This window comes from Rhodoferax lacus, assembly GCF_003415675.1.
Classification (GTDB): Bacteria; Pseudomonadota; Gammaproteobacteria; order Burkholderiales; family Burkholderiaceae_C; genus Allorhodoferax; species Allorhodoferax lacus.
This window is the reverse complement of sequence record NZ_QFZK01000006.1, coordinates 151502-177933: the sequence shown is the minus strand read 5'-3', so window position 1 is coordinate 177933 and position 26432 is coordinate 151502. Positions and strand designations below refer to the sequence as shown.

General features: G+C 63.5%; 24 protein-coding genes and 1 pseudogene. 12 read left to right on the top strand and 13 right to left on the bottom strand.

Annotated elements, in window-relative coordinates:
* The first annotated feature begins 37 nt into the window (after positions 1 to 37).
* Entirely contained in the window at positions 38 to 1342 is a 1305-nt protein-coding gene (locus DIC66_RS12085; RefSeq protein ID WP_117177491.1) for a tryptophan--tRNA ligase, read from the top strand.
* A gap of 323 nt (positions 1343 to 1665) precedes the next feature.
* On the opposite strand, the gene DIC66_RS12080 is transcribed toward DIC66_RS12085, so the two are convergent.
* The 4 genes from DIC66_RS12080 to DIC66_RS12065 are packed head-to-tail and all read right to left on the bottom strand — an operon-like array spanning position 1666 to position 5172.
* The gene (locus DIC66_RS12080) at positions 1666 to 2295 is read right to left on the bottom strand and encodes a hypothetical protein (RefSeq protein ID WP_117177489.1); all 630 of its coding nucleotides are present in this window, start codon (positions 2293 to 2295) and stop codon (positions 1666 to 1668) included.
* Between the two features lie 46 nt (positions 2296 to 2341).
* A complete protein-coding gene (locus DIC66_RS12075) occupies positions 2342 to 3643 on the bottom strand; it encodes a TRAP transporter large permease (protein WP_117177487.1) in 1302 nt (433 codons plus the stop codon).
* On the bottom strand, positions 3640 to 4128 hold the full coding sequence (locus DIC66_RS12070; protein WP_233505892.1) for a TRAP transporter small permease: 489 nt from the start codon (positions 4126 to 4128) through the stop codon (positions 3640 to 3642). Before DIC66_RS12070 ends, DIC66_RS12075 begins: the two co-directional genes overlap by 4 nt.
* A gap of 9 nt (positions 4129 to 4137) precedes the next feature.
* The gene (locus tag DIC66_RS12065) at positions 4138 to 5172 is read right to left on the bottom strand and encodes a sialic acid TRAP transporter substrate-binding protein SiaP (protein ID WP_117177485.1); all 1035 of its coding nucleotides are present in this window, start codon (positions 5170 to 5172) and stop codon (positions 4138 to 4140) included.
* Positions 5173 to 5374: 202 nt separating this feature from the next.
* Here DIC66_RS12065 and DIC66_RS12060 point away from each other — a divergent pair, with 202 nt between their 5' ends.
* Both DIC66_RS12060 and DIC66_RS12055 read left to right on the top strand, forming a co-directional pair.
* Entirely contained in the window at positions 5375 to 6067 is a 693-nt protein-coding gene (locus tag DIC66_RS12060; RefSeq protein WP_117177483.1) for a sensor histidine kinase, read from the top strand.
* Between the two features lie 37 nt (positions 6068 to 6104).
* On the top strand, positions 6105 to 7718 hold the full coding sequence (locus DIC66_RS12055; protein WP_117177481.1) for a tetratricopeptide repeat-containing response regulator: 1614 nt from the start codon (positions 6105 to 6107) through the stop codon (positions 7716 to 7718).
* A 432-nt stretch (positions 7719 to 8150) separates the two neighbouring features.
* Here the strand turns inward: DIC66_RS12055 and DIC66_RS12050 are convergent, their stop codons facing one another.
* On the bottom strand, positions 8151 to 8939 hold the full coding sequence (locus tag DIC66_RS12050; RefSeq protein WP_233505896.1) for an enoyl-CoA hydratase: 789 nt from the start codon (positions 8937 to 8939) through the stop codon (positions 8151 to 8153).
* Positions 8940 to 8960: 21 nt separating this feature from the next.
* Positions 8961 to 9344 (bottom strand): annotated as a pseudogene (locus DIC66_RS23460) (CoA-binding protein); the annotation flags it as partial.
* Positions 9345 to 9403: 59 nt separating this feature from the next.
* On the opposite strand from DIC66_RS23460, the gene DIC66_RS12045 reads away from it, so the two are divergent.
* The 4 genes from DIC66_RS12045 (at position 9404) to DIC66_RS12030 (ending at position 12087) form a co-directional block, all read left to right on the top strand.
* Complete coding sequence (locus DIC66_RS12045; protein ID WP_117177477.1) at positions 9404 to 9766, top strand: translation initiation factor Sui1; 363 nt, start codon at positions 9404 to 9406, stop codon at positions 9764 to 9766.
* A gap of 37 nt (positions 9767 to 9803) precedes the next feature.
* Positions 9804 to 11087, top strand: a complete 1284-nt coding sequence (locus DIC66_RS12040) for a BaiN/RdsA family NAD(P)/FAD-dependent oxidoreductase (protein WP_117177475.1) — start codon at positions 9804 to 9806, stop codon at positions 11085 to 11087.
* A gap of 179 nt (positions 11088 to 11266) precedes the next feature.
* Positions 11267 to 11479: a 30S ribosomal protein S21 gene (rpsU, locus tag DIC66_RS12035; protein ID WP_105262375.1), complete on the top strand. Its 213-nt coding sequence runs from the start codon at positions 11267 to 11269 to the stop codon at positions 11477 to 11479.
* Positions 11480 to 11640: 161 nt separating this feature from the next.
* A complete protein-coding gene (locus tag DIC66_RS12030; protein ID WP_117177473.1) occupies positions 11641 to 12087 on the top strand; it encodes a GatB/YqeY domain-containing protein in 447 nt (148 codons plus the stop codon).
* Positions 12088 to 12521: 434 nt separating this feature from the next.
* Here the strand turns inward: DIC66_RS12030 and pmbA are convergent, their stop codons facing one another.
* Positions 12522 to 13955 (bottom strand): metalloprotease PmbA, encoded by a 1434-nt coding sequence (pmbA, locus tag DIC66_RS12025; protein WP_117177471.1) that lies wholly within the window; start codon positions 13953 to 13955, stop codon positions 12522 to 12524.
* Between the two features lie 23 nt (positions 13956 to 13978).
* On the opposite strand from pmbA, the gene yjgA reads away from it, so the two are divergent.
* Both yjgA and mog read left to right on the top strand, forming a co-directional pair.
* Entirely contained in the window at positions 13979 to 14638 is a 660-nt protein-coding gene (yjgA, locus tag DIC66_RS12020; protein WP_117177469.1) for a ribosome biogenesis factor YjgA, read from the top strand.
* 35 nt (positions 14639 to 14673) lie between these two features.
* A complete protein-coding gene (gene mog / locus DIC66_RS12015; protein ID WP_117177467.1) occupies positions 14674 to 15288 on the top strand; it encodes a molybdopterin adenylyltransferase in 615 nt (204 codons plus the stop codon).
* On the opposite strand, the gene cysE is transcribed toward mog, so the two are convergent.
* Positions 15266 to 16042, bottom strand: coding sequence for a serine O-acetyltransferase (cysE, locus tag DIC66_RS12010; protein ID WP_117177465.1), 777 nt, complete (start codon positions 16040 to 16042; stop codon positions 15266 to 15268). The two genes, mog and cysE, sit on opposite strands and share 23 nt — an antisense overlap.
* 22 nt (positions 16043 to 16064) lie before the next feature.
* Complete coding sequence (locus DIC66_RS12005) at positions 16065 to 16883, bottom strand: RNA methyltransferase (RefSeq protein ID WP_117177463.1); 819 nt, start codon at positions 16881 to 16883, stop codon at positions 16065 to 16067.
* Positions 16884 to 16961: 78 nt separating this feature from the next.
* On the opposite strand from DIC66_RS12005, the gene DIC66_RS12000 reads away from it, so the two are divergent.
* From DIC66_RS12000 to DIC66_RS11990, 3 genes are all read left to right on the top strand, one after another.
* Positions 16962 to 17891 (top strand): inositol monophosphatase family protein, encoded by a 930-nt coding sequence (locus DIC66_RS12000; protein WP_117177461.1) that lies wholly within the window; start codon positions 16962 to 16964, stop codon positions 17889 to 17891.
* 14 nt (positions 17892 to 17905) lie between these two features.
* On the top strand, positions 17906 to 19135 hold the full coding sequence (locus DIC66_RS11995) for an MFS transporter (RefSeq protein ID WP_117177604.1): 1230 nt from the start codon (positions 17906 to 17908) through the stop codon (positions 19133 to 19135).
* A 132-nt stretch (positions 19136 to 19267) separates the two neighbouring features.
* Positions 19268 to 19564 (top strand): hypothetical protein, encoded by a 297-nt coding sequence (locus tag DIC66_RS11990; RefSeq protein ID WP_117177460.1) that lies wholly within the window; start codon positions 19268 to 19270, stop codon positions 19562 to 19564.
* Between the two features lie 492 nt (positions 19565 to 20056).
* Here DIC66_RS11990 and DIC66_RS11985 read toward each other — a convergent pair whose 3' ends face one another.
* Genes DIC66_RS11985 through DIC66_RS11970 form a run of 4 tightly spaced genes read right to left on the bottom strand, consistent with a single transcriptional unit; the run spans position 20057 to position 26355 of the window.
* Entirely contained in the window at positions 20057 to 23173 is a 3117-nt protein-coding gene (locus DIC66_RS11985; protein WP_117177458.1) for an efflux RND transporter permease subunit, read from the bottom strand.
* Between the two features lie 4 nt (positions 23174 to 23177).
* On the bottom strand, positions 23178 to 24818 hold the full coding sequence (locus DIC66_RS11980; protein ID WP_117177456.1) for an efflux RND transporter periplasmic adaptor subunit: 1641 nt from the start codon (positions 24816 to 24818) through the stop codon (positions 23178 to 23180).
* The gene (locus tag DIC66_RS11975) at positions 24815 to 26077 is read right to left on the bottom strand and encodes a TolC family protein (RefSeq protein WP_117177454.1); all 1263 of its coding nucleotides are present in this window, start codon (positions 26075 to 26077) and stop codon (positions 24815 to 24817) included. Before DIC66_RS11975 ends, DIC66_RS11980 begins: the two co-directional genes overlap by 4 nt.
* Positions 26074 to 26355, bottom strand: a complete 282-nt coding sequence (locus DIC66_RS11970; protein WP_117177452.1) for a copper-binding protein — start codon at positions 26353 to 26355, stop codon at positions 26074 to 26076. The genes DIC66_RS11975 and DIC66_RS11970 overlap by 4 nt, the downstream gene beginning before the upstream one ends.
* Positions 26356 to 26432 lie beyond the last annotated feature (77 nt).

Below are 26432 nucleotides of genomic sequence, written 5' to 3'. Positions count from 1 at the left end.
GCGCCTCCTTCTTTCATTTATTGTTGTGTTGCACTGCATGCCATCTTCTTCTGCCCCCGTTCGTTTCCTCACCGGCATCACCACCAGCGGCACGCCGCACCTGGGCAACTATGTGGGTTCGATCCGCCCTTCGGTGCGCGCAAGCCTGACGCCCGGCGTGGAGAGCTTTTACTTTCTGGCCGACTACCACGCGCTGATCAAGATCGACCAGCCCGATCGAATCCAGCGCTCCACCCTGGAGATCGCCGCCAGCTGGCTGGCCGCCGGGCTGGACCCGCAGCGCGTGGTGTTCTACCGCCAGTCCGATGTGCCCGAGATCCCGGAGCTGACCTGGTTTCTGACCTGCGTGACGGGCAAGGGCGTGCTCAATCGGGCGCATGCCTACAAGGCCTCGGTGGACAAGAACACCGCTGCCGGCGTGGACGCCGACAGCGATGTGACGGCCGGCCTCTTCATGTACCCGGTGCTGATGGGCGCCGACATCCTGATGTTCAACGCCCACCAGGTGCCGGTGGGGCGCGACCAGATCCAGCACATCGAGATGGCGCGCGACATGGCGCACAGCTTCAACCACCGCTACGGCGCGCACTTTGTGCCGCCGCAAGCTGCCATCGAAGAGTCGGTAGCCACCCTGCCCGGCCTGGACGGTCGCAAGATGAGCAAGAGCTACGACAACACGATCCCGCTGTTTGCCAGCCGCGAGCAGCTCAAGAAGTTAATAGCCGGCATCGTGACCGACTCGCGCGCACCCGGTGAACCCAAGGACACCGAGGGCTCGGCCCTGTTCCAGATTTACCAGGCCTTTGCCACGGAAGCCGAGACGGCCACGCTGCGCGAAGCCTACGCCAGCGGCATTGCCTGGGGTGATGCCAAGCAAATTTTGCTGGAGCGCATTGACCAGGAGATCGCCCCCATGCGGGCGCGCTACCAGCACCTGATGGAGCACCCTGAGGAAGTCGAAGCCCTGCTGCTGGCCGGTGCCCAAAAGGCCCGCGCGATTGCAACACCGTTCATGGCCCAACTGCGCCAGGCCGTGGGATTGCGCAGCCTGACTTCCGGTGTGGTGCAGGCCAAGGTCAAAGTGGCCAAAACTTCTGGTGTGGGCTTCAAGCAGTACCGCGAGAAGGACGGCAAGTTCTACTTCAAGCTGGCCGACAGCAAGGGAACTGTGCTGCTGCAAAGTCTGGGGCTGGAGACGCCGCAGATGGCGGGCAAGAGCATTGGGCTGCTGCAAAAGGACGGAGTGGCGGCCTTGTCTGTTCTGGCGGAGCAGTTGGAGCCTGTGGGCGATGTACAGGCTTTGTCTGCGGCCTTGGATGCTTTGAAGACTGCTGAGGTTTAAATACCGTTCATGCCTGCGTGTGGGTGCGCAGGAGGGGCAAGGGCGAGCTCCTCATGGCGGAGTACCGCAAATCGTCGCCCGCCCTTGCCCCTCCTGCTCACTGGGGCGTTGTTTCGCTTGATGGGAATTCCAACAGCCGCGCAGCCACGCGATCGCTCAGTCCACCGTGTCTTGAAGCGTTTCGTCTGCGAATGGTTCGCGCGGGAAGGGGGTGTGCCGGGCGCCGATTTGCGGTACTCCGCCATGAGGCGCCCGGCATACCCCCTTCCCGCGCAGCGAGCGAAAAAGACACCACTGAAAAAACCAAACTCAAGCAAAACAACTCAAGGCGCCATCACCCGCACCTGCAACAGCCTGCGCCCCAACACCCCCGCGTCACTGCTGTACACACCGGCCTTGGCCGCCCGACCGGTAGCCGCCACCGTGACCCATTCGGCCAGCGGCACGGTAACTGTGGTGGACACGGTGTTGCGCTTCTGTGCCGGCAAGGCCGCCCCCACCTGCGCGTCCATTGCGGCGCGTTGCACTTCGATCACCAACACGGCGGGCTTGTTGCCACCGGGCCATTTGGCTTGCACCGACAGGCTTTGGCCGGCATCAAACCAGACCAGGGCATTGCTCACGCTGGCCTGGGGCTTGGCGGTGGCTGAGGTGCTTTGCGTGCTCACCGACTGCGTCCACTGCATGGGAATTGCGTCGTTCATGCGCAGCAGCGCTTTTTCGCCATTGCGCACCTGCACCGATTGCGGCTCCCAGGTGTGGTCATCGGATCTGCCTGCGGAGTAGCTGCCCGGCGCATCATGCCCCTCTTCAATCTGACGCAATTCCACCGTCAGGTCCCGGCGGGGCAAGGAGGCTTCAGCCAATGGGGCGGCGTGGGCCGAAGGGCCAAGTCCCACCGTGCCCAGCAGCAGCACGGCACAGCAACACACGGCAAATACAAGGCTCTTCATGACGGCACCCCTTGGTAGGCACTGCGCCAGCCGAAGCCCTTGGCCCTCAGTGCGTGACATAGCCCATGGTTTGCGGCAACCAGAGCACGATTGGCGGGAACACCGTAATCGTCAGCAGCAGCAAAAGCAGCATCACCAGAAACGGCCATCCCTCCTGCATCATCTCGCCAATCGGGATGCCGGTAAGCGCTTTGGTGACGAACAAAAGCATGCCAAATGGCGGGTGGATCAGGCCGATCATCATGTTGAGCACCACCAGCACGCCAAAGTGCACCAGGTCCACCCCCAGCAGCTTGGCTGCAGGCAGCAGCATGGGCACAAACACCAAGAGCAGCACCGACACATCCAGAAAACAGCCCAGCACCAGGAACATCAGGTTCACCAGCAGCAGGAATTTCAGCTGCGACAAATGCATGCTGTCTACCCACAGCGCCATGGCCTGGGGTACGCCTTCCGACGTGAAGGCGTAGTTCAACATGAAGGAGCCCGCCAGGATCAGCGTGATGACGGCGCTGCCCCGGGTGGACTCCATCACCACGCCCCAGAACGTGCGCCAGGTCAGCGCCCGGTACACCACCCCGGCCAGGATGAGCGCGTGCAGGGCCGCCACGGCCGCGGCCTCGGTGGGGGTGAAGGCGCCGGAGTAAATGCCGCCCAGCAGCACGATGGGCATGGACAGCGGCAAGGCGCCGCGGTAGAGGATGGCGGGCCACTCGCGCAGCGGAATCTTGTCCTCGCGCGGCATGTTGCGCTTGGTGGCAATGAAGTGCACCACCACCATCATCAAAATCGCCATCAATGCACCTGGCAGCACGCCGCCCAGGAACAGCGCGCCCACCGAAGCACCCGACACCAGCGCGTAAATCACCATGGGAATGGAAGGCGGAATGATGGGGCCCAGCGTGGCGCTGGCCACCACCACGGCACCGGCAAAGCCGCGCGAGTATTCGGGCTTTTTGAGCATCTGGCGGATGGTTACCAGGCCAGGGCCTGCGGCGTCGGCAATGGCGCTGCCGCTCATGCCCGAGAAGATGACGCTCACCAGAATGTCCACCTGCGCCAAGCCGCCGCGCATGCGGCCCACCAGGATGCGGCAAAAATCAAACAGGCGCTCGCTCACCGTGCCCGCGTTCATGATGTTGGCGGCAAACACGAACATGGGCACAGCCAGCAGCACGTAGCTGTTGTACAGGCCGTTGCCCACTTGCTCGGCCACCAGGCCCAGGTCCTGCCCCTTGGCCAGCAGGTAGCCAATGCCAGCGGCCAGCATGGAAAAGCCAATCGGCATGCGCAAGAGCATGCCGCCCACCAGCACCAGGGCAAGGATGGCCAATGCATGCTGACTCATGAGAGATGCAGCTCCGCTTCCAGCCCCTGTCCACGCAGCGCCGTGTAAACCGCCCAGGCACAGCGCGCCACCAAGGCCAGCATCAGGAAGACAAAGGGCAGGAAAACCCACATAAACGGGATACCCAGCACGGGAGTGCTCTCGCGCTGCATGAAGTGCACATAGTCCCAGGTGGCCGGAATAGCCACGGCGGCCAAGCCGCCCACCACCAGATTGCCCACGATACGCATACCCAGCCGCACGCGCCGCGGTGCCATGTTCCACAGCAGGTCAAACACCACATGTTCGCGCTCGGGGACTATTGTTGCCGCCGCCCAGAGGATGACCCAGACGTAGAGCACCACGGCGGCCTCGTCAGTCCAGGGCAAGGGTTTGTTGAAGCCAAAGCGGGCTGTGACCTGCAGGATGAAGACGACAAACAGGGTGAGGAACAGGCCGCCGCCCAGGGCTTGGGCAGCGGCCCGCAAGAATCGCAGGGCTTTCACAGGGGCGGGCTATTTGGTCGCGTTGATGCGTTCCAGCAGGCCCTTGGGCCAGACTTTGGCATAGTCCGAATTTTGGTAGGCTGCCTGCACGGTCTTGTGGAAGGCATCCAGGTCGGGGGTGCTGACCTGCAGTCCTTCCTTCTTGAAGAACTCCACCAGCTGCGCCTCTTCCTTGATGCGGTTGTCGTTGTTGTAGGCCGATGCCGCCTTGGCTGCAGCCAGCACCTTTTGCTGGTTGGCCGGACTCAGGGCCTTGAGCGTCTTGCTGGAAATGGCGATGAACAGCGCGTCCACCAGATGGCTGGTGAGCACGATCTGCTTGGTCACTTCATAGAACTTGGCCGCCTTGACGGTGGGCAGCGGGTTGTCCTGGCCGTCAATGGTGCCGCTTTTGAGGCCCAGGTACACCTCGCCAAAAGCCAGCGGCGTGGGCGTGGCGCCCAGCGCCTCGCCCAGGAACAGCCACTCCTTGGAGCCGGGCATGCGCAGCTTCACGCCCTTGAGGTCGGCCGGGGTCTTGACGGTGCGCACTTCGCGCAGATTGACCTGGCGGGTGCCGTAGTAGCAGGTGGACAGGGGTGAGATGTCCATCTTCTCGGCCACCAGCTTGAACATCTCGGCGCCAATGGGGCCGTTAAAGATTTTCTGCTGCTGGGCCGGATCGCGCACGATGTAGCCGGCAGTGAAGATGGAGAACTCGGGTACCTGCTTGGCCAAGTCCTGCGCCGAGACGGTGGTCAGCTCCAGGTTGCCGCGCGCCATGGCAGTGGGCTCTGCGCCCTGCTTGAAGAGCGAGGCATTCAGGTTGATCTGCACATCAAACTCACCCGGTGCGCTCTTCTCCAGGCTGTCCTTGAACACGGTCCACATCCTGGCGTGCCAGTCATCCGGCACGGCCGGGGTGGAGATGCGCAAGACAATCTTGCTTTGGGCCAGAGCCGGCACGCCACCGGCCGCAAGTGCCACACCGGCACTGGCTGCCAGCACGCTGCGGCGGCTGACTGATCGGACTGGGGGGAAAGAGGTAGGGAATGGGATGGGCATGGTGTCTTGTCTCGTTGTATTTCTGTCTCGGACACCGATATTACTTGGCAAAACACCCCACGGAAGGTGCCTTGCGTCAGCCCTGCCAACCAAAAAAGGGCTGCTGCCGGTTTAGTATCGGGTGTGAACTCACAATTCAGGGGCCTTTTGCGGGCGCCCTTTGGTATGCAAGGGGGCTTCCACACTGCGGGAGAAACAGACAATGGCGCCAGAAGACATCAGCTTTACCGACTTGATTGCGTCCTGCATTCACGACATGAAGAACTCGCTCAATCTTCAGGTCAGTGCGCTGGAAGGCATCGCGCTGAAAAGCCGGGAAACGGGCGATGACGCCATGTTCCAGGACTTGGGGCGGGTGATCTACCAGGCCAACCGCATGAACCTGAACCTGGTGGAACTGCTGAGCCTGTACAAGCTGAGCAAGTCGATCTATCCCATGGACATCACCGAGCAGGCCGTAGCCGAGGTGATTGAGGAAGCCGTGATGCAAAACCAGTCGATGATGGAATTCAAAGGCATTGTGGTGAGCGTGGACTGCGCACCCGACTGCTACTGGTACATGGACCGCGAACTGGTCAAGGGCGTGCTGGTCAATGCACTGAACAATGCCTACCACTACACCACCGACAAAATCCACATCCTGGCCACCGTCAAGGACAAGCGCCTGGAGTTGCGGGTGGAGGACAACGGCCAGGGCTACCCCCAGCGCATGCTGATTAACCAGGACATTCCCACCGACCAGGGTGTGAGCTTTGAGACCGGCAGCACCGGCCTGGGCTTTTACTTTTCGGACCAGGTGGCGCGACTGCACAAGAACGGCCGCAAGCGCGGTTCGCTGGCGATAGAGAACGGTGGCAGCCTGGGTGGCGGCTGTTTTGTTTTGCGCTTGCCATGAACGAAGGCACGAGCAGAGGCACACGACACACCAGACCATGACCCTCACCCTGCGAAAAGCCAGCGTCCTGGTGATTGATGACTTTCAGGGCATGCGCACCATGCTGCGCGACTTTGTCCGCTCTATGGGCGTCACCACCATAGACACGGCCACCAGCGGGCGGGATGCGATTGCCCAGCTCAGCGCCAACCGCTACGACATTGTCATCTGCGACTACAACCTGGGGCCCGGCCCCAATGGCCAGCAGGTGCTGGAGGAGGCCCGGCTCAAGAACCTGATTGGTGTGGCCACGGTCTGGGCCATGGTGACCGCCGAAAAGACGCCCGAAATGGTGATGGGCGCGGCCGAAGTGCGTCCCGACGACTACCTGCTCAAGCCCATCAGCCAGGTCGTGCTGGAAAGCCGCCTGAGCAAGCTGATTGCCAGAAAGCACGTGCTGGCGCCCATTGAGTCCGCCATCAAGGCCATGCGCTATGCCGACGCGATTGCCCAATGCGATGTACAGCTCAAGGCCAAGGTGCCCTACCCGCATGAAATCTTGCGCGTCAAGAGTGAGTTGCTGCTGGGTATGGGTGAGTACGCAACGGCAGGCACATTGTTCCAATCCATTCTGGCAACACGCGATGTGCCCTGGGCCCAGACCGGCATTGGAAAGATCCACTTCCAGGCGCGCCAGTTTGCGCAGGCCAGGGAAGTTTTTCAGCAGGTGCTGCGCGAGCACACGGTGTACATGGAGGCCTCGGACTGGCTGGCCAAAGCCTGCACCCGTCTGGGCGACACCGCAGAGGCCGAACAGGTGCTGCTGGAGGCGGTCAAAATTTCGCCCAACTCGCCCACCCGGCAAAAGATGCTGGGGGATACGGCCTACCGCAATGGCTCGCTCGATGTGGCCCAAAACGCCTTCGAGAAGACCATCAAGATCGGTGAGTTTTCTCCCTACAAAGCCCCTGGCGCCTACACCGGCCTGGCCCATGTGCTGGCGGACCGCAATGAACCTTACGAGGCCTTGAAAACCCTGGCCCTGAGCAAGCAGGAGTTCAAGTACAACACCGAAGCCGCCATCCAGACCGCTGCTGCTGAGAGCGCCGTCTACCACCAGATGGGGCAGGTCGATCGCGCCGAAGCGGTCATGGCTGACGCCCAGAAGCTGATGGAAAAGGCCGCCGGCCGGGTCAGCGTAGAAGCCGCTATTGCCATTGCCAAAACCCTGTTTGCACTCGGCCAGAAAGACAAGGCCTGCACCCTTTTGCAGGAAGTGGTGCGCAACAACCATGAAAACCTGGAAGTGGCCGAAAGCGTTGAATGGCTGTTCAAGGATTTGGGCATGCATGCCGAGGGCCAGGCGCTGATTGCCCAGTCCAGTGGCGAAGTGGTGGCCATCAACAACCAGGGCGTGACGCTGGCCAAGGGTGGTGACCTGCTGGGTGGCGCCAACCTGCTGCGTGGCGCCTCGGCCAAGATGCCCAACAATGAAGTCATCCTGATCAACCTGTGCGGCCTGTTGATCGGCATGCTGAGCAAAGAAGGCCGTGACCACCGCATCGCCGGCGAGGCGCGCGAGCTGCTGGACCGGGTGCGACTGATCAACCCGAGCAACAAGAATTACCACATCTACACGGCGGCACTCAACCGCATCATGGGTGGGCGCTAAGAACGTGACCCCCACGTTCGCTCGCTGCGCGTAGCTCTCTGCCCCCCAAGGGGGCTAACCCCGCTTGGGGCGGCCCGGCGCGGGGTTATTGCCCCCACGTTCGCTCGCTGCGCGTAGCTCTCTGCCCCCAAAGGGGGCTAACCCCGCTTGGGGCGGCCCGGCGCGGGGTTATTGCCCCCACGTTCGCTCGCTGCGCGTAGCTCTCTGCCCCCAAAGGGGGCTAACCCCGCTTGGGGCGGCCCGGCGCGGGGTTATTGCCCCCACGTTCGCTCGCTGCGCGTAGCTCTCTGCCCCCAAAGGGGGCTAACCCCGCTTGGGGCGGCCCGGCGCGGGGTTATTGCCCCCACGTTCGCTCGCTGCGCGTAGCTCTCTGCCCCCAAAGGGGGCTAACCCCGCTTGGGGCGGCCCGGCGCGGGGTTATCTCTTGTTTTGCTAAAAGCGCGGTGGTCTTTTTTCGATAAACGCCTGCACGCCTTCCAGTGCGGCGGGGTCCATCATGTTGCAGGCCATGGTCTGCTGGGCATCCGCATAGGCGGCTTCCACCCCTGCTTCCAGCTGCCGGTAAAACAGCGCCTTGCCCATGGCCAGCGCCACGCGCGGCTTGGCCAGCATGCTGTGGATGAGTTGCTCCACTTCGGCATCGAGCTGATCGTCCGGCACGGCGCGGTTGATCAGGCCCTGCGCTTGCGCCTGCTGCGCCGTGATGAAGTCGCCGGTGACCAGCATTTCAAACGCGGCCTTGCGGCCCAGATTGCGCGACAGGGCCACCGCAGGCGTGGCGCAAAACAGTCCGTAGTTGACGCCGCTGGTGGCAAAGCGCGCGCTGTCTGCGGCCACGGCCAGGTCGCACATGGCCACCAGCTGGCAGCCCGCTGCCGTAGCCATGCCCTGCACGCGCGCAATCACCGGCACCGGCAGGCGCCGGATAGCCAGCATCATCTGGCTGCATTGCCCAAACAGTTTTTCATAGTACGCCAGCGAGGGCGCGGCGCGCATTTCCTTCAGGTCATGCCCGGCGCAAAAGGCTTTCCCCTGGGCGGCCAGCACCACCACGCGTACCGTGTCGTCTGCGGCCAGGCGGTCCAGCGCTTCCTGCAAAGCGGCCAGCAAGGCCTCATTCAAGGCATTGAAGGCCTGCGGGCGGTTCAGCGCAAGTGTGACCACGCCACGGGCATCGCGCGTCTGCAGCAGCACGCCAGTGGGCAGCGTGGCGTCTTTCATCAGGCGGGCGTGGTCAATCTTGGTACAGCGGTTGCACACCGCATCCAGTCCGGCGGCATGTGCCAGGGCATCAGCCTGCAGGTTGGCAATGCCGAGCTGCTGCCACAGGCACTTGGCGCCAATGGCAATGGCCTGCTCGGCAATCGGCAGCATCTCTTCCTCGCGGCGGAACACATCCACCATATCCACCGCAAAAGGAATGTCGGCCAGCGTGGCATAGCAGGTCTCGCCCAAGATGGGGGTGCCGGCATAGCGCGGGTTCACCGGGACGATGCGGTAGCCGTGCAATTGCAGGTAGCGGGCCACTTCAAAGCTGGGCCGGCTGGTATCCGCAGACAAGCCCACCACGGCGATGGTGTGGCATTGCTGCAGGATGCGCTTGAGGGTGCTGGTGTCGTTGTTCATCATGGCTGTTGGATACTACGCGTTTCGTCCTTTACGGCCCTGACATTTTCCAACGCCCTATGAACAAGCGATCCAGCGACAGCAGCCTGGTCTACTCCACCGACAGCGGCCGCATGTGCCCCCAGTGCAGACACCCCATGGCAAGCTGCCAATGCAAGGCCGCTGCCGCCCGGCCCGTGGGCGATGGCAATGTGCGCGTGAGCCGCGAGACCAAGGGGCGCGCCGGCAAAGGCGTCACCGTGGTCAAGGGCCTGCCACTGGACGCCGCCGCACTGGCTGCACTTGGCAAGCAGCTGCGCACAGCCTGTGGCTCTGGTGGCACGGCCAAGGACGGCACGCTGCAAATCCAGGGCGACCATGTGGAGCGTGTGATGGAGCTCCTGAAGGCCCAAGGCTTCGCGGTCAAACGCTCGGGTGGCTGAACGGGATAGCGCGCGGGGTTGGCGCTAAGCTCTCCCCATGCAGCAATTTGATGTCGTGATCGTGGGAGCCGGTGCCGCCGGTCTTTTTTGTGCCGGGGTGGCGGGTCAGAAGGGCCTCAAGGTTTTGTTGATCGACCACGGCGAGAAGGTGGCCGAAAAAATCCGCATCTCGGGTGGCGGGCGCTGCAACTTCACCAACCTGGATGTGTCGTCTGCCAATTTCCTCAGCGAAAACCCGCGCTTTGCCAAGTCGGCCCTGTCACGCTACACGCCGCGCGACTTTCTGGCGCTGCTGGGGCGCCACCAGATAGCCTTCCACGAAAAGCACAAGGGCCAGCTGTTTTGCGACCGCTCGGCAGAGGACATCATCACCCTGCTGCTGGCCGAGTGCGCAACAGGTGGTGTGACGCGCTGGCAGCCCTGTAGCGTCAACGCCGTGCGCTATTCGGACGCTGCTCCATCTGGCGAAGACGGCACAAGCACCGCTACAAGCACCTCTACCAGCGCCTCCGGTCGCTACGAAGTCGACACCAGCCTGGGCACGGTGAGCGCGCGGGCCCTGGTCATCGCCACGGGGGGCCTGTCCATCCCCAAAATTGGAGCGACCGACCTGGGCTACCGCATTGCCAAACAATTCGCGCTGCCCTTGGTGGAGACCCGTCCGGCCCTGGTGCCCCTGACGTTTGACGAGGCGGCCTGGGCACCGTTTGCGCAGCTCTCGGGCTTGTCGCTGCCGGTGGAAATTGCCACGGGTGGCAAGAAGGACAGCACGCGTTTTCGCGAAGACCTGCTGTTTACCCACCGGGGCCTGAGTGGTCCGGGCGTGCTGCAGATTTCGAGCTATTGGCAAGCAGGTACTGGTATCCGCCTGAACCTCTCACCCGACACCGATGTGGCCTCCTTTCTGCAGACGGCCAAGGCCAGCTCGCGCAAACGCGTGGCCAACGAGCTGTCCTCCCTGCTGCCCGCACGCCTGGCCGATGCCTGGGTGGCCCACAGCACAGCGGCAGGTGGCAGTGCCGAGCGCCCCATCAACGAGGCGCCCGACAAGGTGCTCAACCTTCTTGCCGAGCGCATTGCCCGCTGGGAAATCACGCCCACCGGCACCGAGGGCTACCGCAAGGCCGAGGTCACTGCCGGCGGCGTGGACACCCTGGCCCTGTCCGGCCAGACCCTGGAGAGCCGCCAGCCTGGCCTGTACTTCATTGGCGAGGTGGTGGATGTGACCGGCTGGCTGGGCGGCTACAACTTCCAGTGGGCCTGGGCCAGTGGCTTTGCCTGTGCCCAGGGGCTGGCGGCACGCCTGCTGCCGGGCGTCTGACGCATTTGGGATGCGGGCTTGTCAATAGCAGGCACGCAAAGGCTATAATGGCAGGCTAATTTGGCATTCCCCCGTCGGCCAATACTAGTTAAGACGGGAAATACCGCTGAGCAAGGCGTGTGGGGCACCGATCTTCCCCCGTGACCATTGCGCAGCACAATTCTGGAATTCATTACGTAATGACAACGATCCGTGTAAAAGAAAACGAACCCTTTGACGTAGCCCTGCGTCGCTTCAAGCGCACCATTGAAAAGCTCGGTTTGCTCACCGACCTGCGCGCCCGCGAGTTCTATGAGAAGCCCACTGCAGAGCGCAAGCGCAAGAAGGCTGCGGCCGTCAAGCGCAACTACAAGCGCATCCGCAGCATGCAATTGCCCAAGAAACTTTTCTAAGTTTCGGCCCAAGAAACTGTTCCAAGTTTCCATACACGAGGCCCTCACAAGCCTCCGGCCCGCCTGGCTCGCAAGAGCCAAACGGTCCAAAAATGCTCGCCTGGGGACGCTCTGGCGGGCATTTGTCATTCTGAGTCCCGCATTCCATCAGGAGAAGCACGATGTCCCTCAAAGACCAAATCACCGAAGACATGAAGACCGCCATGCGCGCCAAGGACAGCGAGCGCCTGGGCACCATCCGCCTGCTGCTGGCCGCCTGCAAGCAGCGCGAAGTGGACGAACGCATCGTGCTGGACGACGCCGCCGTGGTGGCGCTGGTGGACAAGCTGATCAAGCAGCGCAAGGACTCGATTGCCGCGTTCGAGTCCGCTGCAAGGCAGGACCTGGCCGACAAGGAAGCCGCCGAGATCAAGGTGCTGCAGGCCTATTTGCCGCAGCGCATGTCGGCAGACGAAGTGCTGGTCGAAGTGCGGGCCATTGTTGCCGAGCTGGGAGCTTCCGGGCCTGGGGATATGGGGAAGGTGATGGGGGTGGTGAAGACGCGCTTGGCGGGCAAGGCGGAGATGTCTGCTGTATCGGCGGCTGTGAAGACTGCACTCGCGGGCTGATGGATTGCTGAGGCTTTGGGCTTTGGCAGTGAGGTAATTTCCTGCGGGGCTTTTGTGGTTTGACTCCCCCATCCCCCCCGCCCCTTACCCCCCGTCGGGGTAAGGGGTGCCTAAAGCGGACAGCCGATTTGGTTGCGTCGCCTCGGCTACCGGCTTACCGGGATCGGTTTTTTGACGTTGGTGCTTCGCGATTGGCTATTCGCTATTCGCTATTCGCAAGGGTTGTCTCCGGCGCTCGGAACTGGTCGCGTGAGCTTTGGGCGAGCAATAGCAGTGGCAACGCCCCGTTCGTAATTACGTTTTCAGCGCGAGGCAACCAAATCGGCTGTCCGCTTTGGCTCCCCTTTCGCCCCGGCGGGGGCGAAAGGGGCGGGGGGGATAGGGGGGGCTACAAAAGCCCCGCAGGGAAAAGCCCCACTCAAAAACAAAAAAACCTAGCTCCCCGCCACCTTCATCTTATCAATCAACACCGAGCCAACGGTTTTAGCTCCGTAGTTGTAGGTGTCCGCACCCACAGCCAGGATGCCCTTGAACATGGCCTTCATGTTCCCGGCAATCGTGATCTCATGCACCGGGTACTTGATGCGCCCCTTCTCCACCCAGAAGCCGCTGGCGCCGCGCGAATAGTCACCGGTGACATAGTTCACGCCCTGCCCCATCAGTTCGGTGACAAACAGGCCGGTTCCCAGGCGCTGCAGCATGGCGTCCAGATCGTCTCCCGGCTGGGTCAGGCGCGAGGTGAAGGTGAGGTTGTGTGAGCCGCCGGCATTGCCGGTGGTGCGCATACCCAGCTTGCGGGCCGAATAGCTGCTGAGGAAATAGCCACGGACCTTGCCCGCTTCAAGCACCTGGCGGGCCTGCACGCGCACGCCTTCGTCGTCAAAGGGCGAACTGCCCTTGCCGCCCATGACAAAGGGGTCTTCAAAAATGTCGATGTGCTTGGGAAATACCTGCCGGCCCATGCTGTCCAGCAAAAACGTGCTCTTGCGGTACAGTGCGCCGCCACTCACGGCCTGCACAAAGGTACCCAACAGGCCAGCCGCCAGCGGCGACTCAAACAGCACCGGGCATTCCACGGTGGCAATCTTGCGCGCCTTCAGGCGGCTCAGGGCCCGCTCTGCGGCGTAACGGCCCACCGCCTCGGGTGAGGCCAAGTCGGACGATTTGCGCTGCGAGCTGTACCAGGAGTCGCGCTGCATGTCGTCGCCCTTGCCCGCAATCGGTGAGACCGAGAGCGAATGGCGCGAGGTGGCATAACCACCCCGGAAACCATGGGTGTGGGCGCTGAAGAACTGCGACTGCTGGGCCGATACCGCTGCACCCTCGCTGTTGGTGATGCGCTTGTCCACACGCAGGGCGGCGGCTTCGCATTGCAGCGCCAACTCGGCGGCCTGCTCGCTGGTCACCGACCAGGGGTGGAACAGATCGAGCTCGCGCTTGCGGTCTGCCAGGGGCGACATGTCGGCCTCATCGGGCAGGCTGGCAAAGGTGTCTTCGGCGGTGAAGCGGGCGATGTCATAGGCGGCGCGCACGGTTTGGGCGATGGCGGCCTGCGAAAAATCGGAGGTGCTGGCATTGCCGCGGCGGTGGCCCACATACACGGTCACACCCAGCGACTTGTCGCGGTTGCGCTCCACGTTTTCCAGTTCGCCATTGCGCACCGACACGCTCAGGCCACAGCCCTCGGACACCTCGGCACCGGCGTCAGTGGCTCCGGCCTTCTTGGCCTCGGCCAGGGCGATATCGACCAACGATTCAAAGAACGGCAGGGTGTAGGCAAAGCCGCTGTCGGACGGTTTGGCCGCCACGTTCAGTGTGCTGGGGGACTTTGCGGACGGGGCGGCGGGTATGGATGGGGGTTTCTTCATGGCGACGGCTATGATAGCTGGCTATGTCACGCAAACTAAAAAAGGGCTATTACGTCCGGGGCCTCTTCGTCGCCGAGGGTAGCGCACTCGATCTCGAATTCAAGCGCGAGCTCAAGGGCACCGACGAAGCCACACGTACCGACCTCAAACGCGAAAGCACCGAGCTGCAAAAACTCGGCGAGGAACTGCTGACCCTGCGCGCCGATTACATGGCCCGTCTGGACCTGCCCGAGAAACTGGTGGATGCGGTGGCTGAGTGCAAGCGCATCACCAACTTCGAAGGCATACGCCGCCAGATGCAGTTCATCGGCAAGCTCATGCGCAAGCTCGAAGACAGCAAGCACGATGAAATCCGTGCCGCCCTGGAAGAGCAGCACATGCCCTCCGCCAAGGAAACCATGCTCCTGCACCAGGCCGAGCAGTGGCGCGACCGCCTGGTGGCCGATGACGATGCCCTAGGCCAGTGGATCACCCTGAGCCCCTCCACCGACAGCCAGAACCTGCGCGCCCTGGTGCGACAGGCCCGCAAGGACGCCAAGCCCGAGAAGCCCGGTCTGGCCCCGCGCCATGGCCGCGCCTACCGCGATATTTTTCAACTGGTGCGCGAAGCACTCACTGCCGCGCAGGAGCAGCCCGAACCCAGCCTGGCTGACGACGAAGGCTACACAGGCACCGACGCCTGAGACGACTCGCCCCGAACCGCACGAGAAGCACGTACATGACTGAAGCCAGCTCCGGCCCCGAGGCCATCACCATCGGCATTGTCTCCATCAGCGACCGCGCCTCCAGCGGTATCTATGAAGACAAGGGCCTGCCTGCTCTGCGGGACTGGATGGGCCGTGCGCTGACCAACCCCATCAGCTTTGAGGCGCGCCTGATTCCGGACGATCTGTCCACCATCAGCCAGACCCTGATCGAGCTGGTGGATGCCGGTTGTGCCCTGGTGCTGACCACCGGCGGCACGGGCCCGGCGCTGCGCGACGTCACCCCCGAGGCCACGCTGGCAGTAGCTGATAAGGAGATGCCTGGCTTTGGGGAGCAGATGCGCCGCATCAGCCTGGAGTTTGTGCCCACGGCCATTCTGTCGCGCCAGGTGGCGGTGATTCGCGGCAAGACGCTGATCATGAACCTGCCGGGCCAGCCCCGCGCCATTGCCGAAATCCTGGAAGGGCTCAAGGACGCAGAAGGCAGGCCCAAGGTGGCGGGCATCTTTGCCGCCGTACCCTACTGCATCGACCTGATCGGCGGCCCGTACCTGGAAACCGATGACAGCGTCTGCAAGGCCTTTCGCCCCAAGACGGCTGTGAAGCCTATTCGCCCACCAGCTGGTTGATTTTTTCGGCCTCGAAGCATTCGGTGCGGGCGGCATCGGCCGGTACGCAATCGCCCTTTATATCGCGGTGGGCCGACAGGGTTTCAATGGCTTTCCACAAGAGCGTAATCTGGTGATCCTGCGAGGCCGCGTTGTTCACCAAACCATGCAGCGCCTGGCTTAGCGGATCGTCTTCCTTGGTGATGCCATAGGCAGAAAACTTGCCATCGGGTGCGGCCACGTCAGCGCTCTCCCCCGGCTTGGTCTGGATAATGCGCGCCGGAATGCCCACCGCCGTAGCGCCTGCTGGCACCGGCTTGATGACCACCGCATTGCTGCCGATCTTGGCGCCGTCACCCACCTCAAAACCACCCAGCACCTTGGCACCCGCACTCACCACCACATCACGGCCCAGCGTGGGGTGGCGCTTGGCGCCCTTGTAGAGGGAGGTGCCGCCCAGGGTCACGCCCTGGTAAATCGTGCAGCCGTCGCCGATCTCTGCGGTCTCGCCCACCACCGTGCCCATGGCGTGGTCAAAGAACACGCGGTTGCCGATCTTGGCACCGGGGTGGATTTCAATACCGGTGAGAAAGCGCGCGATGTGCGAGATAAAACGGCCCAACCACAAAAAGCCACGTATCCAGCAGCCATGGGCCACGCGGTGCAGCAGCACGGCGTGCAAACCCGGATAGCAGGTCAGCACCTCCCAGCGGCTGCGTGCGGCCGGGTCGCGGTCCAGAATGCATTGGATGTCAGAGCGTAGGCGATTAAACATGCGGTCTAGTCTAAACGCTGAGTCAGCGTGGCTCTGCCGGGAGGCTCTTTGCCAATGTGTCGGGCGTGGGCTTGGCAAGCGGTGCCTGCTGCACATTAGGTAATTGCAGAATGGATTTGGCAATACCGCGCAGAATGTGGATTTCTTCCTGCGTTACACCCGCGCGGTTGAACAAGGCATTGAGGCGCGGCATCAGCTTCTTGGGTGCAGCGGGGTCCAGAAATTCCAGCGCCACAAGAGCCTGCTCCAGGTGACCCAGCATGCCGCTGACCTGCGCCGCATCCGCCAACTTGGCTGAGCTTTGCGGCAGGGGCGGCGCATCGGCAAAGCCACCCAGAGCCAGGCGCCAGTCATAGGCAATCACCTGCAGGGCTGCGCCGATATTGAGCGAACCAAACTGCGGGTTGCTGGGAATGGAGAGGCAGGTGTGGCAGCGGTACACGTCTTCGTTGCGCATGCCAAAGCGCTCGGAGCCAAACAGAAAGGCCACGCCGGTTTGCTGGGCAGCCTCGCTTGGGGCGGCCTGCATGTCAGCCACCAGTTGCGCAAAGTGAGGGCGTGGCGTGGTGGTGGGTGGGCCGAAGTCACGCGGCGTCATGGCGGTGGCGCACAGGTGCGTCATGCCGTCCAGGGCTTCGTCCAGCGTGTCCACAATGCGGCACTTGTCCAGCACGTCCAGTGCGCCACTGGCGCGCTGGATGGTTTCCTCGCGGCGCAGCACATTGGCCCAGCGCGGAGCCACCAGCACCAGGTCATCAAAACCCATGGTTTTCATGGCCCGGGCCGCAGCGCCTACGTTGCCGGCGTGGCTTGTCTGAATAAGTATGAAACGTGTCTGCATGGAAACCGGTAAAATGAACCTATTGTCGCCGCCTGCATCGCCGGGTTGGCATCTCCCCAGTTCTTCCCCCCACAATCTATGTCACTCAATCTGCACCCCATGGTCAACGTGGCTGTCAAAGCTGCCCGCGCCGCCGGTTCCCTCATCAACCGCGCCGCACTCGACATCGAATCCGTTCGTGTCAGCCAGAAGAAGGCCAACGACTTTGTCACCGAAGTCGATCAGGCTGCAGAGGCCGTGATCATAGAAACCCTGCTGCAGGCCTACCCCGGCCACGGCATCCTGGCCGAAGAATCGGGCAACCAGCACGGCGCACGCGACTCCGAATTCGTCTGGATCATCGATCCGCTGGACGGCACCACCAACTTCATCCATGGCCTGCCCACCTACTGCGTGAGCATTGCACTGGCTGTGCGTGGCAAGGTCGAGCAAGCCGTGGTGTATGACCCCACCCGCAACGACCTGTTCACCGCCACCAAGGGCCGCGGCGCCTTTCTGAACGACCGCCGCCTGCGCGTCTCCAAGCGCACGCAGCTCAAAGAGTCGCTGGTGTCCACCGGCTTCCCCTACCGCGAAGGCGATGATTTCGACCAGTACCTGGTGATGATGGGCGAGGTCATGCGCCGCACCGCCGGATTGCGCCGCCCGGGTGCCGCCGCACTCGACTTGGCTTATGTGGCTGCGGGCTACACCGATGCCTTCTTCGAAAAAGGTCTGCAGCCCTGGGACGTAGCCGCTGGCTCCCTGCTGGTGACCGAGGCCGGTGGCCTGGTGGGCAACTTCTCTGGCGAGTCGGACTTTCTGGACCAGCAGGAATGCATGGCCGGCAACCCGCGCGTCTACGGCCAACTGGTGGGCGTGCTGGGCAAGTACAGCAAGTTTGCCAGTGCCGGTGACAAGGCCGCTGTGCGCCAAAGCACCCTGACCATGCGCCCTGCTGCGAAGCAAGAGGCGGATGCACCGGCAGACACCGACGCAGCCCCGGAAACTGACGCCGCGCCCCTGTAGTGCAGGCAGAGGCCCTGCCCACGGCATCGGGCAACAGCCTGGCCGACCTGTTTTCGCACCGCGCCTTTGCGCGCTTCTGGCTGGCAAGGCTGAACGGCACCACGGCCACGCAGATGCTGATGGTGGCACTGGCCTGGAACATGTACGACCTCACATCGAGTGCCTGGGACCTGGGCCTGGTGGGTCTGTTCCAGTTCGTGCCCGCCCTGCTGCTGACCCTGCCGGCTGGCCATGTGGCCGACCATATGCACCGCGGCCGCATTTTTGCCTGCTGCCTGTTCGCGCAGGCGCTGGCAGCTGTCGTCCTGCTGGCCGCGCTGTATGGGCACTTCACCAGCCGTGAGCTGATCCTCGGCATCTCGGTGCTCTTGGGCATGGCGCGCGCCTTCCAGATGCCTGCGCAGCAGGCCCTCACACCGCAACTGGTGCCGCCCGCCCTGCTGCAGCGCGCGGTGACCATCAGCGCCAGCGCCATGCAGGCCGCCATCATTGGCGGCCCGGCCCTGGGCGGGGTGCTCTACACCTTGGGCCCGGCCACGGTGTATGCCGTGAGTGCCATGCTGCTGATCGTGGGCGGCGTGCTGGGGCTGACCGTGCGCTATGACCATACGCCGCCGCAACTGGCCACCAGCTGGGACAGCGTGCTGGCCGGTGTGCGCTTTGTCTGGCATCGCAAGGTGGTTCTGGGCGCCACCACGCTGGACCTGTTTGCCGTGCTGCTGGGCGGCGCCACCGCCCTCTTGCCCATCTTCGCGCGTGACCTGCTGCAGACCGGCCCCATAGGCTTGGGCCTGCTGCGCGCAGCACCCGCCGTGGGAGCACTGGCCATGTCGCTGGCGCTGGTGCGCTGGCCGCTGGAGCGCCAGGTGGGCCACAAGCTCTTGCTGGCCGTGGCCGTGTTTGGCCTGGCCACGGTGGTGTTCGGCCTCTCACGCAGCTTCACTGTGTCCCTGTTGGCACTGGTGGTCACCGGCGCTGCCGATGCGGTGAGCGTGGTCATGCGTTCCACCCTGGTGCAGCTGGAAACCCCCAACGAGATGCGCGGACGCGTGTCGGCCGTCAACTCCATCTTCATTGGCGCCTCCAACCAGCTGGGCGAGTTCGAGTCGGGCGCCGTAGCCGCCCTCTGGGGGCCGGTGGTCTCGGTGGTCTCGGGCGGCATTGGCACCATGGTTGTTGCCGCTGCGTGGCTCAAGCTGTTTCCCACGCTGGCGCAGCGCGACGAGTTGCATCCCAAGGCGTAGGCTGAAAAAGCTTGTTGCAAACTTACAACCCAATTCCCCATTTAATCGACGGGTACTAGGGTTAACCCTAGTCAAATGTCTAGGGTTAACCCTATACTGCACTGCAACATGATCACTTTTTAGGAGGATCCCATGTCCAGTTCATCCGTACTCAACCTCAACACCCTGCCCGCAAACCAAGGCCCCAGCATTGGTGCCGCCTTGGGCGAAGTCGCCGTGGCTTTCAAGCATTTGGCCAGCGCCTTGGTGCGCAACACTTTTTCGCCAGCAGCAGATGCCAGCCCGGTTCAGACGGCCTACCAGGAAGCCGAAGCCCTGCGCAGCTACGCCGCCGACATCCAGAGCCAGGACCCTGACTTCGCCCAGGACCTGTTTGCCGCGGCAGACCGCCACGAAATCGAAGCGGCCGCTGCCGCCACGGTTCACTAAGAACCCGCCGCTGCAGTGACGGGGCTATGACGCCCCGTTTGTTTGTTTGGTTTGTGCATTACTTGTGCGGCAGGTTTGTGTTGGGCTGGCGTAGTGCGGGCCGATGGCACCGGGGTAGATGGTTCCGTTCGTGTCCCCCGGCCTGCGGCCTCCTCCTTTACCTCACTGCACCATCCACCCCGGCACCATCGGCTACCAGCATGGTTGGCACGCAAGGGTTGGATACCTGATACACGAAACCCGACTCTCGACACCCAAGCTATCTCACGGGCCAACGCCGCCTGCCACAGTCGTCAGCACGCCAACAATGCAGGCAAGATCAGGACGGTGTGGCGCTCAGTGGAGCTCAGTACCGGAGCAGCCCAAAGGCGAAGCCTTTGGGCGGGGGACACGAACGGAACTGAGTGCCACAGCGGCCTGAGCCCAGAAGGCGCAGCCGAGTGAACTGACTTCCTGCACAAGTGACTTCCAAACGCAACACCCCACAAGCAATCACCCGCGCCGCATGCCCCACTGCTTGACCAGCGCATAGATCGCCGGAATCACCGCCAGCGTCAGCACGGTGGAGGACACCATGCCCCCCACCATGGGCGCTGCAATGCGGCTCATCACTTCCGAGCCGGTGCCGGTACCCCACAGGATGGGCAGCAAGCCGGCCATGATGGCCACCACCGTCATCATCTTGGGGCGCACCCGCTCCACCGCACCCTCCATGACGGCGGCATAGAGCTCTTCCATGCCCGCCTGTGTGCCTGCCGCGCGGCATTTCTTTTGCACCGCCTCCCAGGCATGGTCCAGGTAGATCAGCATCACCACGCCGGTCTCGGCGGCCACACCGGCCAGGGCGATAAAGCCCACCGCCACGGCTACCGACAGGTTGTAGCCCAAGAGCCACATCAGCCAGACGCCGCCCACCAGGGCAAAGGGCACGGACAGCATGACGATGAGTGTCTCAGTCAGGCGCCGGAAGTTCAGGTACAACAAAATGAAGATGAGCCCCAGCGTCACCGGGATGACGATCTTCATTTTTTCAATCGCCCGCTCCATGTACTCGAACTGCCCGCTCCAGGTGGCGTAGTAGCCGGACGGGAACTTCACCTGCGCGTTCACCGCCTGGCGCGCCTCCTTCACGTAGCTGCCGATATCGCGCCCGCGGATGTCCACATAGATGTAGGCCGAGAGCAGCGCGTTTTCCGTGCGGATGCTGGGCGCACCCTTGGCGATTTCCACTTTGGCCACCTGGCCCAGCGGCACCATGGCGCCGCCCATGGTGGGCACCAGGATCTCGTTGGCAATCTGCTGCGGGCTGGCTCTGAGTTCGCGCGGGTAGCGCACGGTGACGCCATAGCGCTCGCGCCCCTCCACGGTGGTGGTGACCATCTCGCCACCCAGGGCGGTGCCGATCACATCCTGCAGATCGCCCACGGCCAGGCCGTAGCGCGCCAGCGCGGCGCGGTCGGGCTCGATGTTGATGTAGTAGCCACCGGTGATGCGCTCGGCAAAGGCCGAGGTGGTGCCGGGCACGGCTTTCACCACCGCCTCGATCTCCTTGGCCAGGCGCTCCATCTCGTTCAGGTCTTTGCCAAACACCTTGATGCCAATGGGCGTGCGGATGCCGGTGGACTGCATGTCGATGCGCGCCTTGATGGGCATGGTCCAGGCATTTGACACGCCGGGGAACTGCAGGGCACGGTCGAGTTCGGCAATCAGCCCATCGGTGGTCAGGCCCGCGCGCCAGGTGCTCTCGGGTTTGAGGTTGATGACGGTCTCGAACATCTCGGTGGGCGCCGGGTCGGTGGCGGTGTTGGCACGGCCAGCCTTGCCATAGACCGATTCCACTTCCGGAAAACTCTTGATGATCTTGTTCTGCGTCTGCAGCAGCTCGGCCGCCTTAGTGATGGACATGGCGGGCAGCGAAGACGGCATGTAGAGCAGCGTCCCCTCATTGAGCGTGGGCATGAACTCCGAGCCCAGCTGTGAGGCCGGATAGATGGACACGCCCATGGCGACAACCGCCAGCGCAATCGTGGTCTTCTTCCAGCGCATCACCCAGGCGATGACGGGTCGGTAAAGCCAGATCAGCAAGCGGTTCACCGGGTTCTTGCGCTCGGGCATGATTTTTCCGCGGATGAACAGCATCATCAGCACCGGCACCAGCGTCACCGACAGCAGGGCCGCCCCGGCCATGGAGAAGGTCTTGGTATAGGCCAGGGGCGAGAACAGCCGCCCCTCCTGCGACTCCAGCGTGAACACCGGCAGGAAGGACACGGTGATGATCAGCAGCGAGAAAAACAGCGCCGGGCCCACCTCCTTGCAGGCCGCCACAATCGCTTCGGCGCGCGACTCGCCCTCCTGCAGGCGCTCGATATGCTTGTGGGCGTTCTCAATCATCACAATCGCCGCATCCACCATGGCGCCTATGGCAATGGCGATGCCGCCCAGGCTCATCAGGTTGGAGTTCATGCCCAGCAGGCGCATGGCAATGAAGGCAATCAGCACACCCACCGGCAGCATGACAATGGCCACCAGGGCCGAGCGCACATGCAGCAGGAACAGCACACACACGGCGGCCACGATCAGGCTTTCTTCCAGCAGTGTGTGCTTGAGGGTTTCAATGGCGCGGTGGATCAGATCCGAGCGGTCATAGACCGACAGAATCTGCACGCCCTCGGGCAGCCCGGCCGACACCTCGGCGATCTTGTCCTTGAGGTTGGCAATCACCTCCAGGGCATTCTGGCCGTAGCGCGCCATGGCAATGCCGGAGACCACCTCGCCCTCGCCATTGAGCTCGGTGATGCCGCGCCGCTCGTCGGGCACCAGCTCCACGCGCGCAATGTCGCGCACCAGCACCGGTGTGCCCTTGTCACTCTTGAGCACCAGGGTCTCGATGTCGGAGGTGCCGCGCAGGTAGCCGCGTCCGCGCACCATGTATTCGGTCTCGGCCATCTCGATCGCGCGGCCACCCACATCGCGATTCGAGTCGCGTATGGTCTGCGAAACCTTGCTCAAGGGGATGCCATAGGCGCGCAGCTTGAGCGGGTCCACTGTCACCTGGTAGGTCTGCACAAAGCCGCCAATGGATGCCACCTCGGCCACGCCATGCGCCTTGGCCAGCTGGTAGCGCAAATACCAGTCCTGGATGCTGCGCAGCTCGGCCAGGCTGCGGTTCTTGGCCACCAGCGCGTACTGGTAGACCCAGCCAACGCCGGTGGCGTCGGGCCCGAGCGCGGGGGTCACACCCTTGGGCATGCGGCCCGCGGCAAAGTTCAGGTATTCCAGCACGCGCGAGCGCGCCCAGTAGATGTCCGTGCCGTCCTCGAAGATCACGTACACAAACGAAGCGCCAAAAAAACTGAAGCCACGCACCACGCGCGACTTCGGGACTGAGAGCATGGCCGTGGTCAGCGGATAGGTCACCTGGTCTTCCACCACCTGCGGCGCCTGGCCAGGGAACTCGGTGTAGACAATCACCTGCACGTCCGACAAATCGGGCAGCGCATCCAGCGGCGTCTTGACCACCGCGTACATGCCGGCCAGCGTCAGGCACAGCGTGGCCAGCAGCACCAGCACGCGGTTGCGGGCGGACCAGTCAATGAGGTTGGAGAGCATGGTCTTACTTCGCCATAGGTGCAGACGGCGCGGCTTGCGGCATCGCTGGCATGGGTGGCGTGAGTTTGGTGATCACCCACTCGCCCTTGGCCCGTTCCACAAACTCGAAGCCGACTGCAGCGCCCGGTTTCAGGTCCTTCAGCAGGGCGCTGTTGGCCAGCGCAAATTCCATGGTCATGGCGGACCACTTCAGGCTGGGTACGGGGCCGTGGCTGATGGTGACGGTCTGGGCCTTGGCATCCACCTCCACCACCTTGCCTTGGGCCGTGTGTCCGCTGGCCGCCACCCCCTTAGGCTCTGCTGCTGGCGCCATGGCAGTGGCACCCGCAGGCGCAGCGCCCGCACTGGCTCCAAAGCCAGCCACCGCGGCCTTCAAATTGCTCTCCGCATCAATCAGGAAGTTGGCAGACACCACCACCACCTCGCCCTCGCGCAGGCCCTGCAGCACTTCCAGGTAGTTGTCGCTGCGCGCACCCAGCGTGACCGCGCGCGGCTCGAAGCGGCCTGCACCGGCCTCACCGATCTGCACCAGCACCAGCTGGCGTGTGCCGCTGTCGATCACGGCCGATACCGGCACGGTCAGCACTTTGGCCTTGGCGCCCACCGGCAGCTCCACCTGGGCAAACATACCGGGTTTGAGCAAACCGCCGGGGTTGGGCAGTTCCAGGCGCACCGGGACGGTACGCGTCTCGGCATTCAGCGTGGGGTAGATGGTGGTGAGAGCTGCGGCAAAACTCTTGTCCGGGTAGGCGTTGATCTTCACCTGCGCACGGGCACCCAAGCGCACCGAGGCAATGTCCTGCTCGGACACATCGGCCATCACCCAGACGGTGGACAGATCCGTGATCTGGTAGAGCGCATCACCCGGCATGAAGCGCATGCCCTGCACGGCCTTCTTCTCTGTCACGATGCCCGAAACAGGTGAGCGAAAGCCCAGCGTGCGTAGTGCCGTGCCCGTGGCCGCCAACGCTTTGACCTGCTCTTCGGACACATCCCAGTTGCGCAGGCGTGCCAGTGCTGCATCGGCCAGTTGCTGCATGCTGCTTTGGGCCTGTGGCCCGGCCTGCGCCATGGCCTTCACACCCTGGATGGCGATGGTGTATTCGCGCTGGGCGGCTACCAGGTCCGGGCTATAGGCTTCGAACAGCACTTGCCCCTTGGCCACGCCCTGCCCGGTGGCATTCACCTGCAGCTTCTCCACATAGCCCTCGAACTTCGGGGCGATGGTGGTGAGGCGCCGCTCATCGGGCTCTATGCGGCCGGAGGCGCGCACTGTCTTGTCCAGCACGCGCAGGGCCGCGGCCTCGGTGCGCACGCCCAGCTTTTGCACCTTGTCGGCGCTGATCTTGATCTGCGTGGAACTGGCAGACGTGTCTTCGTCTTCGCCTGCGTAGACGGCTACGTAGTCCATGCCCATGGAATCTTTTTTGGGCGTGGGCGAGGTGTCGGCCAGGCCCATGGGGTTGCGGTAGTAGAGCAACTTGCGCTCCTTGGAGGCTGGCGCGGGGGACGAAGCCGGCGCAGCCTCCATGCCGCTGACCGCCGCACCACCGGCCGCATGGCGCGCACCCCACCAGTTGCCTGCAAAGCCCGCCACACCGGCCAGCACCAGGGCCCCGACCAGCACCGACATATTCTTGTTCATGGTTCTTCTCCCAGCAGGCGCTCAAGTTGCGCCAAACGTGCCTGGCCTTCAGCCTGGGCTTTGATAAGGGACGCCTTGGCCTGGCGGATCTGGCGCTGCGCGTCCAGCACACCGGCGAAGTCCTGCTTGCCCGCCTCGTAGCCGGACAGGGCCGACTGCAGGCTCAGCTCGGCCTGCGGCAGCAGCTTGTGGCGCATCAGCTTTTCCGTCTGTTGCGCGCTTTGCAGTGCGTCCAGGTTTTCCGACAGGTCGGCCTGCAGTTGGTTGGCGGTGGCGTCGCGCCGCGCCCGGGCTGCCTCCAACATGGCCAGGGCCTCGCGCTCCTGCGCGCGGCGTGTGCCCTGCTGCAGCGGAATGTTCATCTCCAGCATCAGGTCCCAGGCCTTGAAGTCATTCTGGAACTGCGTGGGCGCCACGCCCAGGGTGAAGCTGGGGTAGCGGCCTTTTTGTGCCAGCGCCTGGCCCTTGTCGGCCGCCTGCACGCGCGCTTCATCGGCGGCCAGCTGCTGGTTGTGCGCCAGGGCGCGCTGCACCAGCGCGTCAAAGTCGAGCTGGTCGGCAGCAGGCAGTGGGCGCAGGCTTTGGGGCGCTGCAAGTTCGGCGTGGATGGGCCGCGCCAGCAGGGCATTGATGCGGGCGCGGGTGTGGTGCACATCGGTCTGCACGGCAATCAGTTCGCCCTGCATGGCGCTTTGCTCGGCCTGGGCGCGAATAGTGTCCTGCTGCGGCGCCAGGCCACCCGCGTAACGGGCACGGGCGATCTGCTCCAGGCGCTGCATCAGGTCCAGCACTTCCTGGTTGAGGGCGGCATTGCGCTGCAGGAAATACAGCTGCGCATAGGCCAGCTTGATGCGCGCAGCCACATCGGCCCACACGCTTTGCACCTGGGTCTGTGCGCCCTGCGCGGTGTACGCGGCCTGCTCGCGCTTGAGGCTTTGCGTGCCAAACCAGGGCAGCTCCTGGCTGAAGGTGTAGCGCGTGCTGCCCACGTCCGAGGGCCACAGCGTGGGGTTTTGCTCTCCCATGCGGGTGATATCCAGCAGCTCGAGCTTGAAGCGCGGGTCTGGCAGGGCCTCGGCCTGGGCAATGCGCTCCTGCGCCGCGGTGGCTTCGAAGCGCATGCCGGCCACTTCCGGGTTGTTGGCACGGGCCACGGCCAGGAGCGACTCCACGCTGGCACCGGGCAGCTCTGCGGCCTCCTGGGCCAGGGCCGCACCCGTGCCCAGCGCGATGGCCAGGCCAAGCGCCAGCGCCTTCACTTCACATGCTCCAGCGCTTGCACCTGCATCTGGTCGCCCTGCATGCCCACGGTAAAGCGCACGGAGTCGCCCACCTTGAAGCCCTTGAGCAGGGATGCATCTTTCACCTTGTAGGGCATGGTCATGGCATCCATGCCCAGGCTCTTGATGGCCTCATGCCGCAGCGTGAGCTGGGCCTTCTCGGGCGCGAGTTTGGTAATTTCTGCGCGCACCCATTCGGGTGCAGCCCAGGCCGATGCGGCGCAAACCAGCGCCAATGACACGATCCAGCGTTTCATGAAAATCTCCTGATATCTACACGAGCCCGCAGGCTCCAAGGGTTCCGGTCTGCAATCTGCAGACGGAGCTATGGCGT

Excerpts from the sequence above, each read along its gene's own strand:
- DIC66_RS12085 (WP_117177491.1), top strand. The coding sequence starts at position 38 with ATGCCATCTTCTTCTGCCCCCGTTCGTTTCCTCACCGGCATCACCACC.
- DIC66_RS12080 (WP_117177489.1), bottom strand. The coding sequence starts at position 2,295 with ATGAAGAGCCTTGTATTTGCCGTGTGTTGCTGTGCCGTGCTGCTGCTG.
- DIC66_RS12075 (WP_117177487.1), bottom strand. The coding sequence starts at position 3,643 with ATGAGTCAGCATGCATTGGCCATCCTTGCCCTGGTGCTGGTGGGCGGC.
- DIC66_RS12065 (WP_117177485.1), bottom strand. The coding sequence starts at position 5,172 with ATGCCCATCCCATTCCCTACCTCTTTCCCCCCAGTCCGATCAGTCAGC.
- DIC66_RS12060 (WP_117177483.1), top strand. The coding sequence starts at position 5,375 with ATGGCGCCAGAAGACATCAGCTTTACCGACTTGATTGCGTCCTGCATT.
- DIC66_RS12055 (WP_117177481.1), top strand. The coding sequence starts at position 6,105 with ATGACCCTCACCCTGCGAAAAGCCAGCGTCCTGGTGATTGATGACTTT.
- DIC66_RS12050 (WP_233505896.1), bottom strand. The coding sequence starts at position 8,939 with ATGAAAGACGCCACGCTGCCCACTGGCGTGCTGCTGCAGACGCGCGAT.
- DIC66_RS12045 (WP_117177477.1), top strand. The coding sequence starts at position 9,404 with ATGAACAAGCGATCCAGCGACAGCAGCCTGGTCTACTCCACCGACAGC.
- DIC66_RS12040 (WP_117177475.1), top strand. The coding sequence starts at position 9,804 with ATGCAGCAATTTGATGTCGTGATCGTGGGAGCCGGTGCCGCCGGTCTT.
- rpsU (WP_105262375.1), top strand. The coding sequence starts at position 11,267 with ATGACAACGATCCGTGTAAAAGAAAACGAACCCTTTGACGTAGCCCTG.
- DIC66_RS12030 (WP_117177473.1), top strand. The coding sequence starts at position 11,641 with ATGTCCCTCAAAGACCAAATCACCGAAGACATGAAGACCGCCATGCGC.
- pmbA (WP_117177471.1), bottom strand. The coding sequence starts at position 13,955 with ATGAAGAAACCCCCATCCATACCCGCCGCCCCGTCCGCAAAGTCCCCC.
- yjgA (WP_117177469.1), top strand. The coding sequence starts at position 13,979 with ATGTCACGCAAACTAAAAAAGGGCTATTACGTCCGGGGCCTCTTCGTC.
- mog (WP_117177467.1), top strand. The coding sequence starts at position 14,674 with ATGACTGAAGCCAGCTCCGGCCCCGAGGCCATCACCATCGGCATTGTC.
- cysE (WP_117177465.1), bottom strand. The coding sequence starts at position 16,042 with ATGTTTAATCGCCTACGCTCTGACATCCAATGCATTCTGGACCGCGAC.
- DIC66_RS12005 (WP_117177463.1), bottom strand. The coding sequence starts at position 16,883 with ATGCAGACACGTTTCATACTTATTCAGACAAGCCACGCCGGCAACGTA.
- DIC66_RS12000 (WP_117177461.1), top strand. The coding sequence starts at position 16,962 with ATGTCACTCAATCTGCACCCCATGGTCAACGTGGCTGTCAAAGCTGCC.
- DIC66_RS11990 (WP_117177460.1), top strand. The coding sequence starts at position 19,268 with ATGTCCAGTTCATCCGTACTCAACCTCAACACCCTGCCCGCAAACCAA.
- DIC66_RS11985 (WP_117177458.1), bottom strand. The coding sequence starts at position 23,173 with ATGCTCTCCAACCTCATTGACTGGTCCGCCCGCAACCGCGTGCTGGTG.
- DIC66_RS11980 (WP_117177456.1), bottom strand. The coding sequence starts at position 24,818 with ATGAACAAGAATATGTCGGTGCTGGTCGGGGCCCTGGTGCTGGCCGGT.
- DIC66_RS11970 (WP_117177452.1), bottom strand. The coding sequence starts at position 26,355 with ATGAAACGCTGGATCGTGTCATTGGCGCTGGTTTGCGCCGCATCGGCC.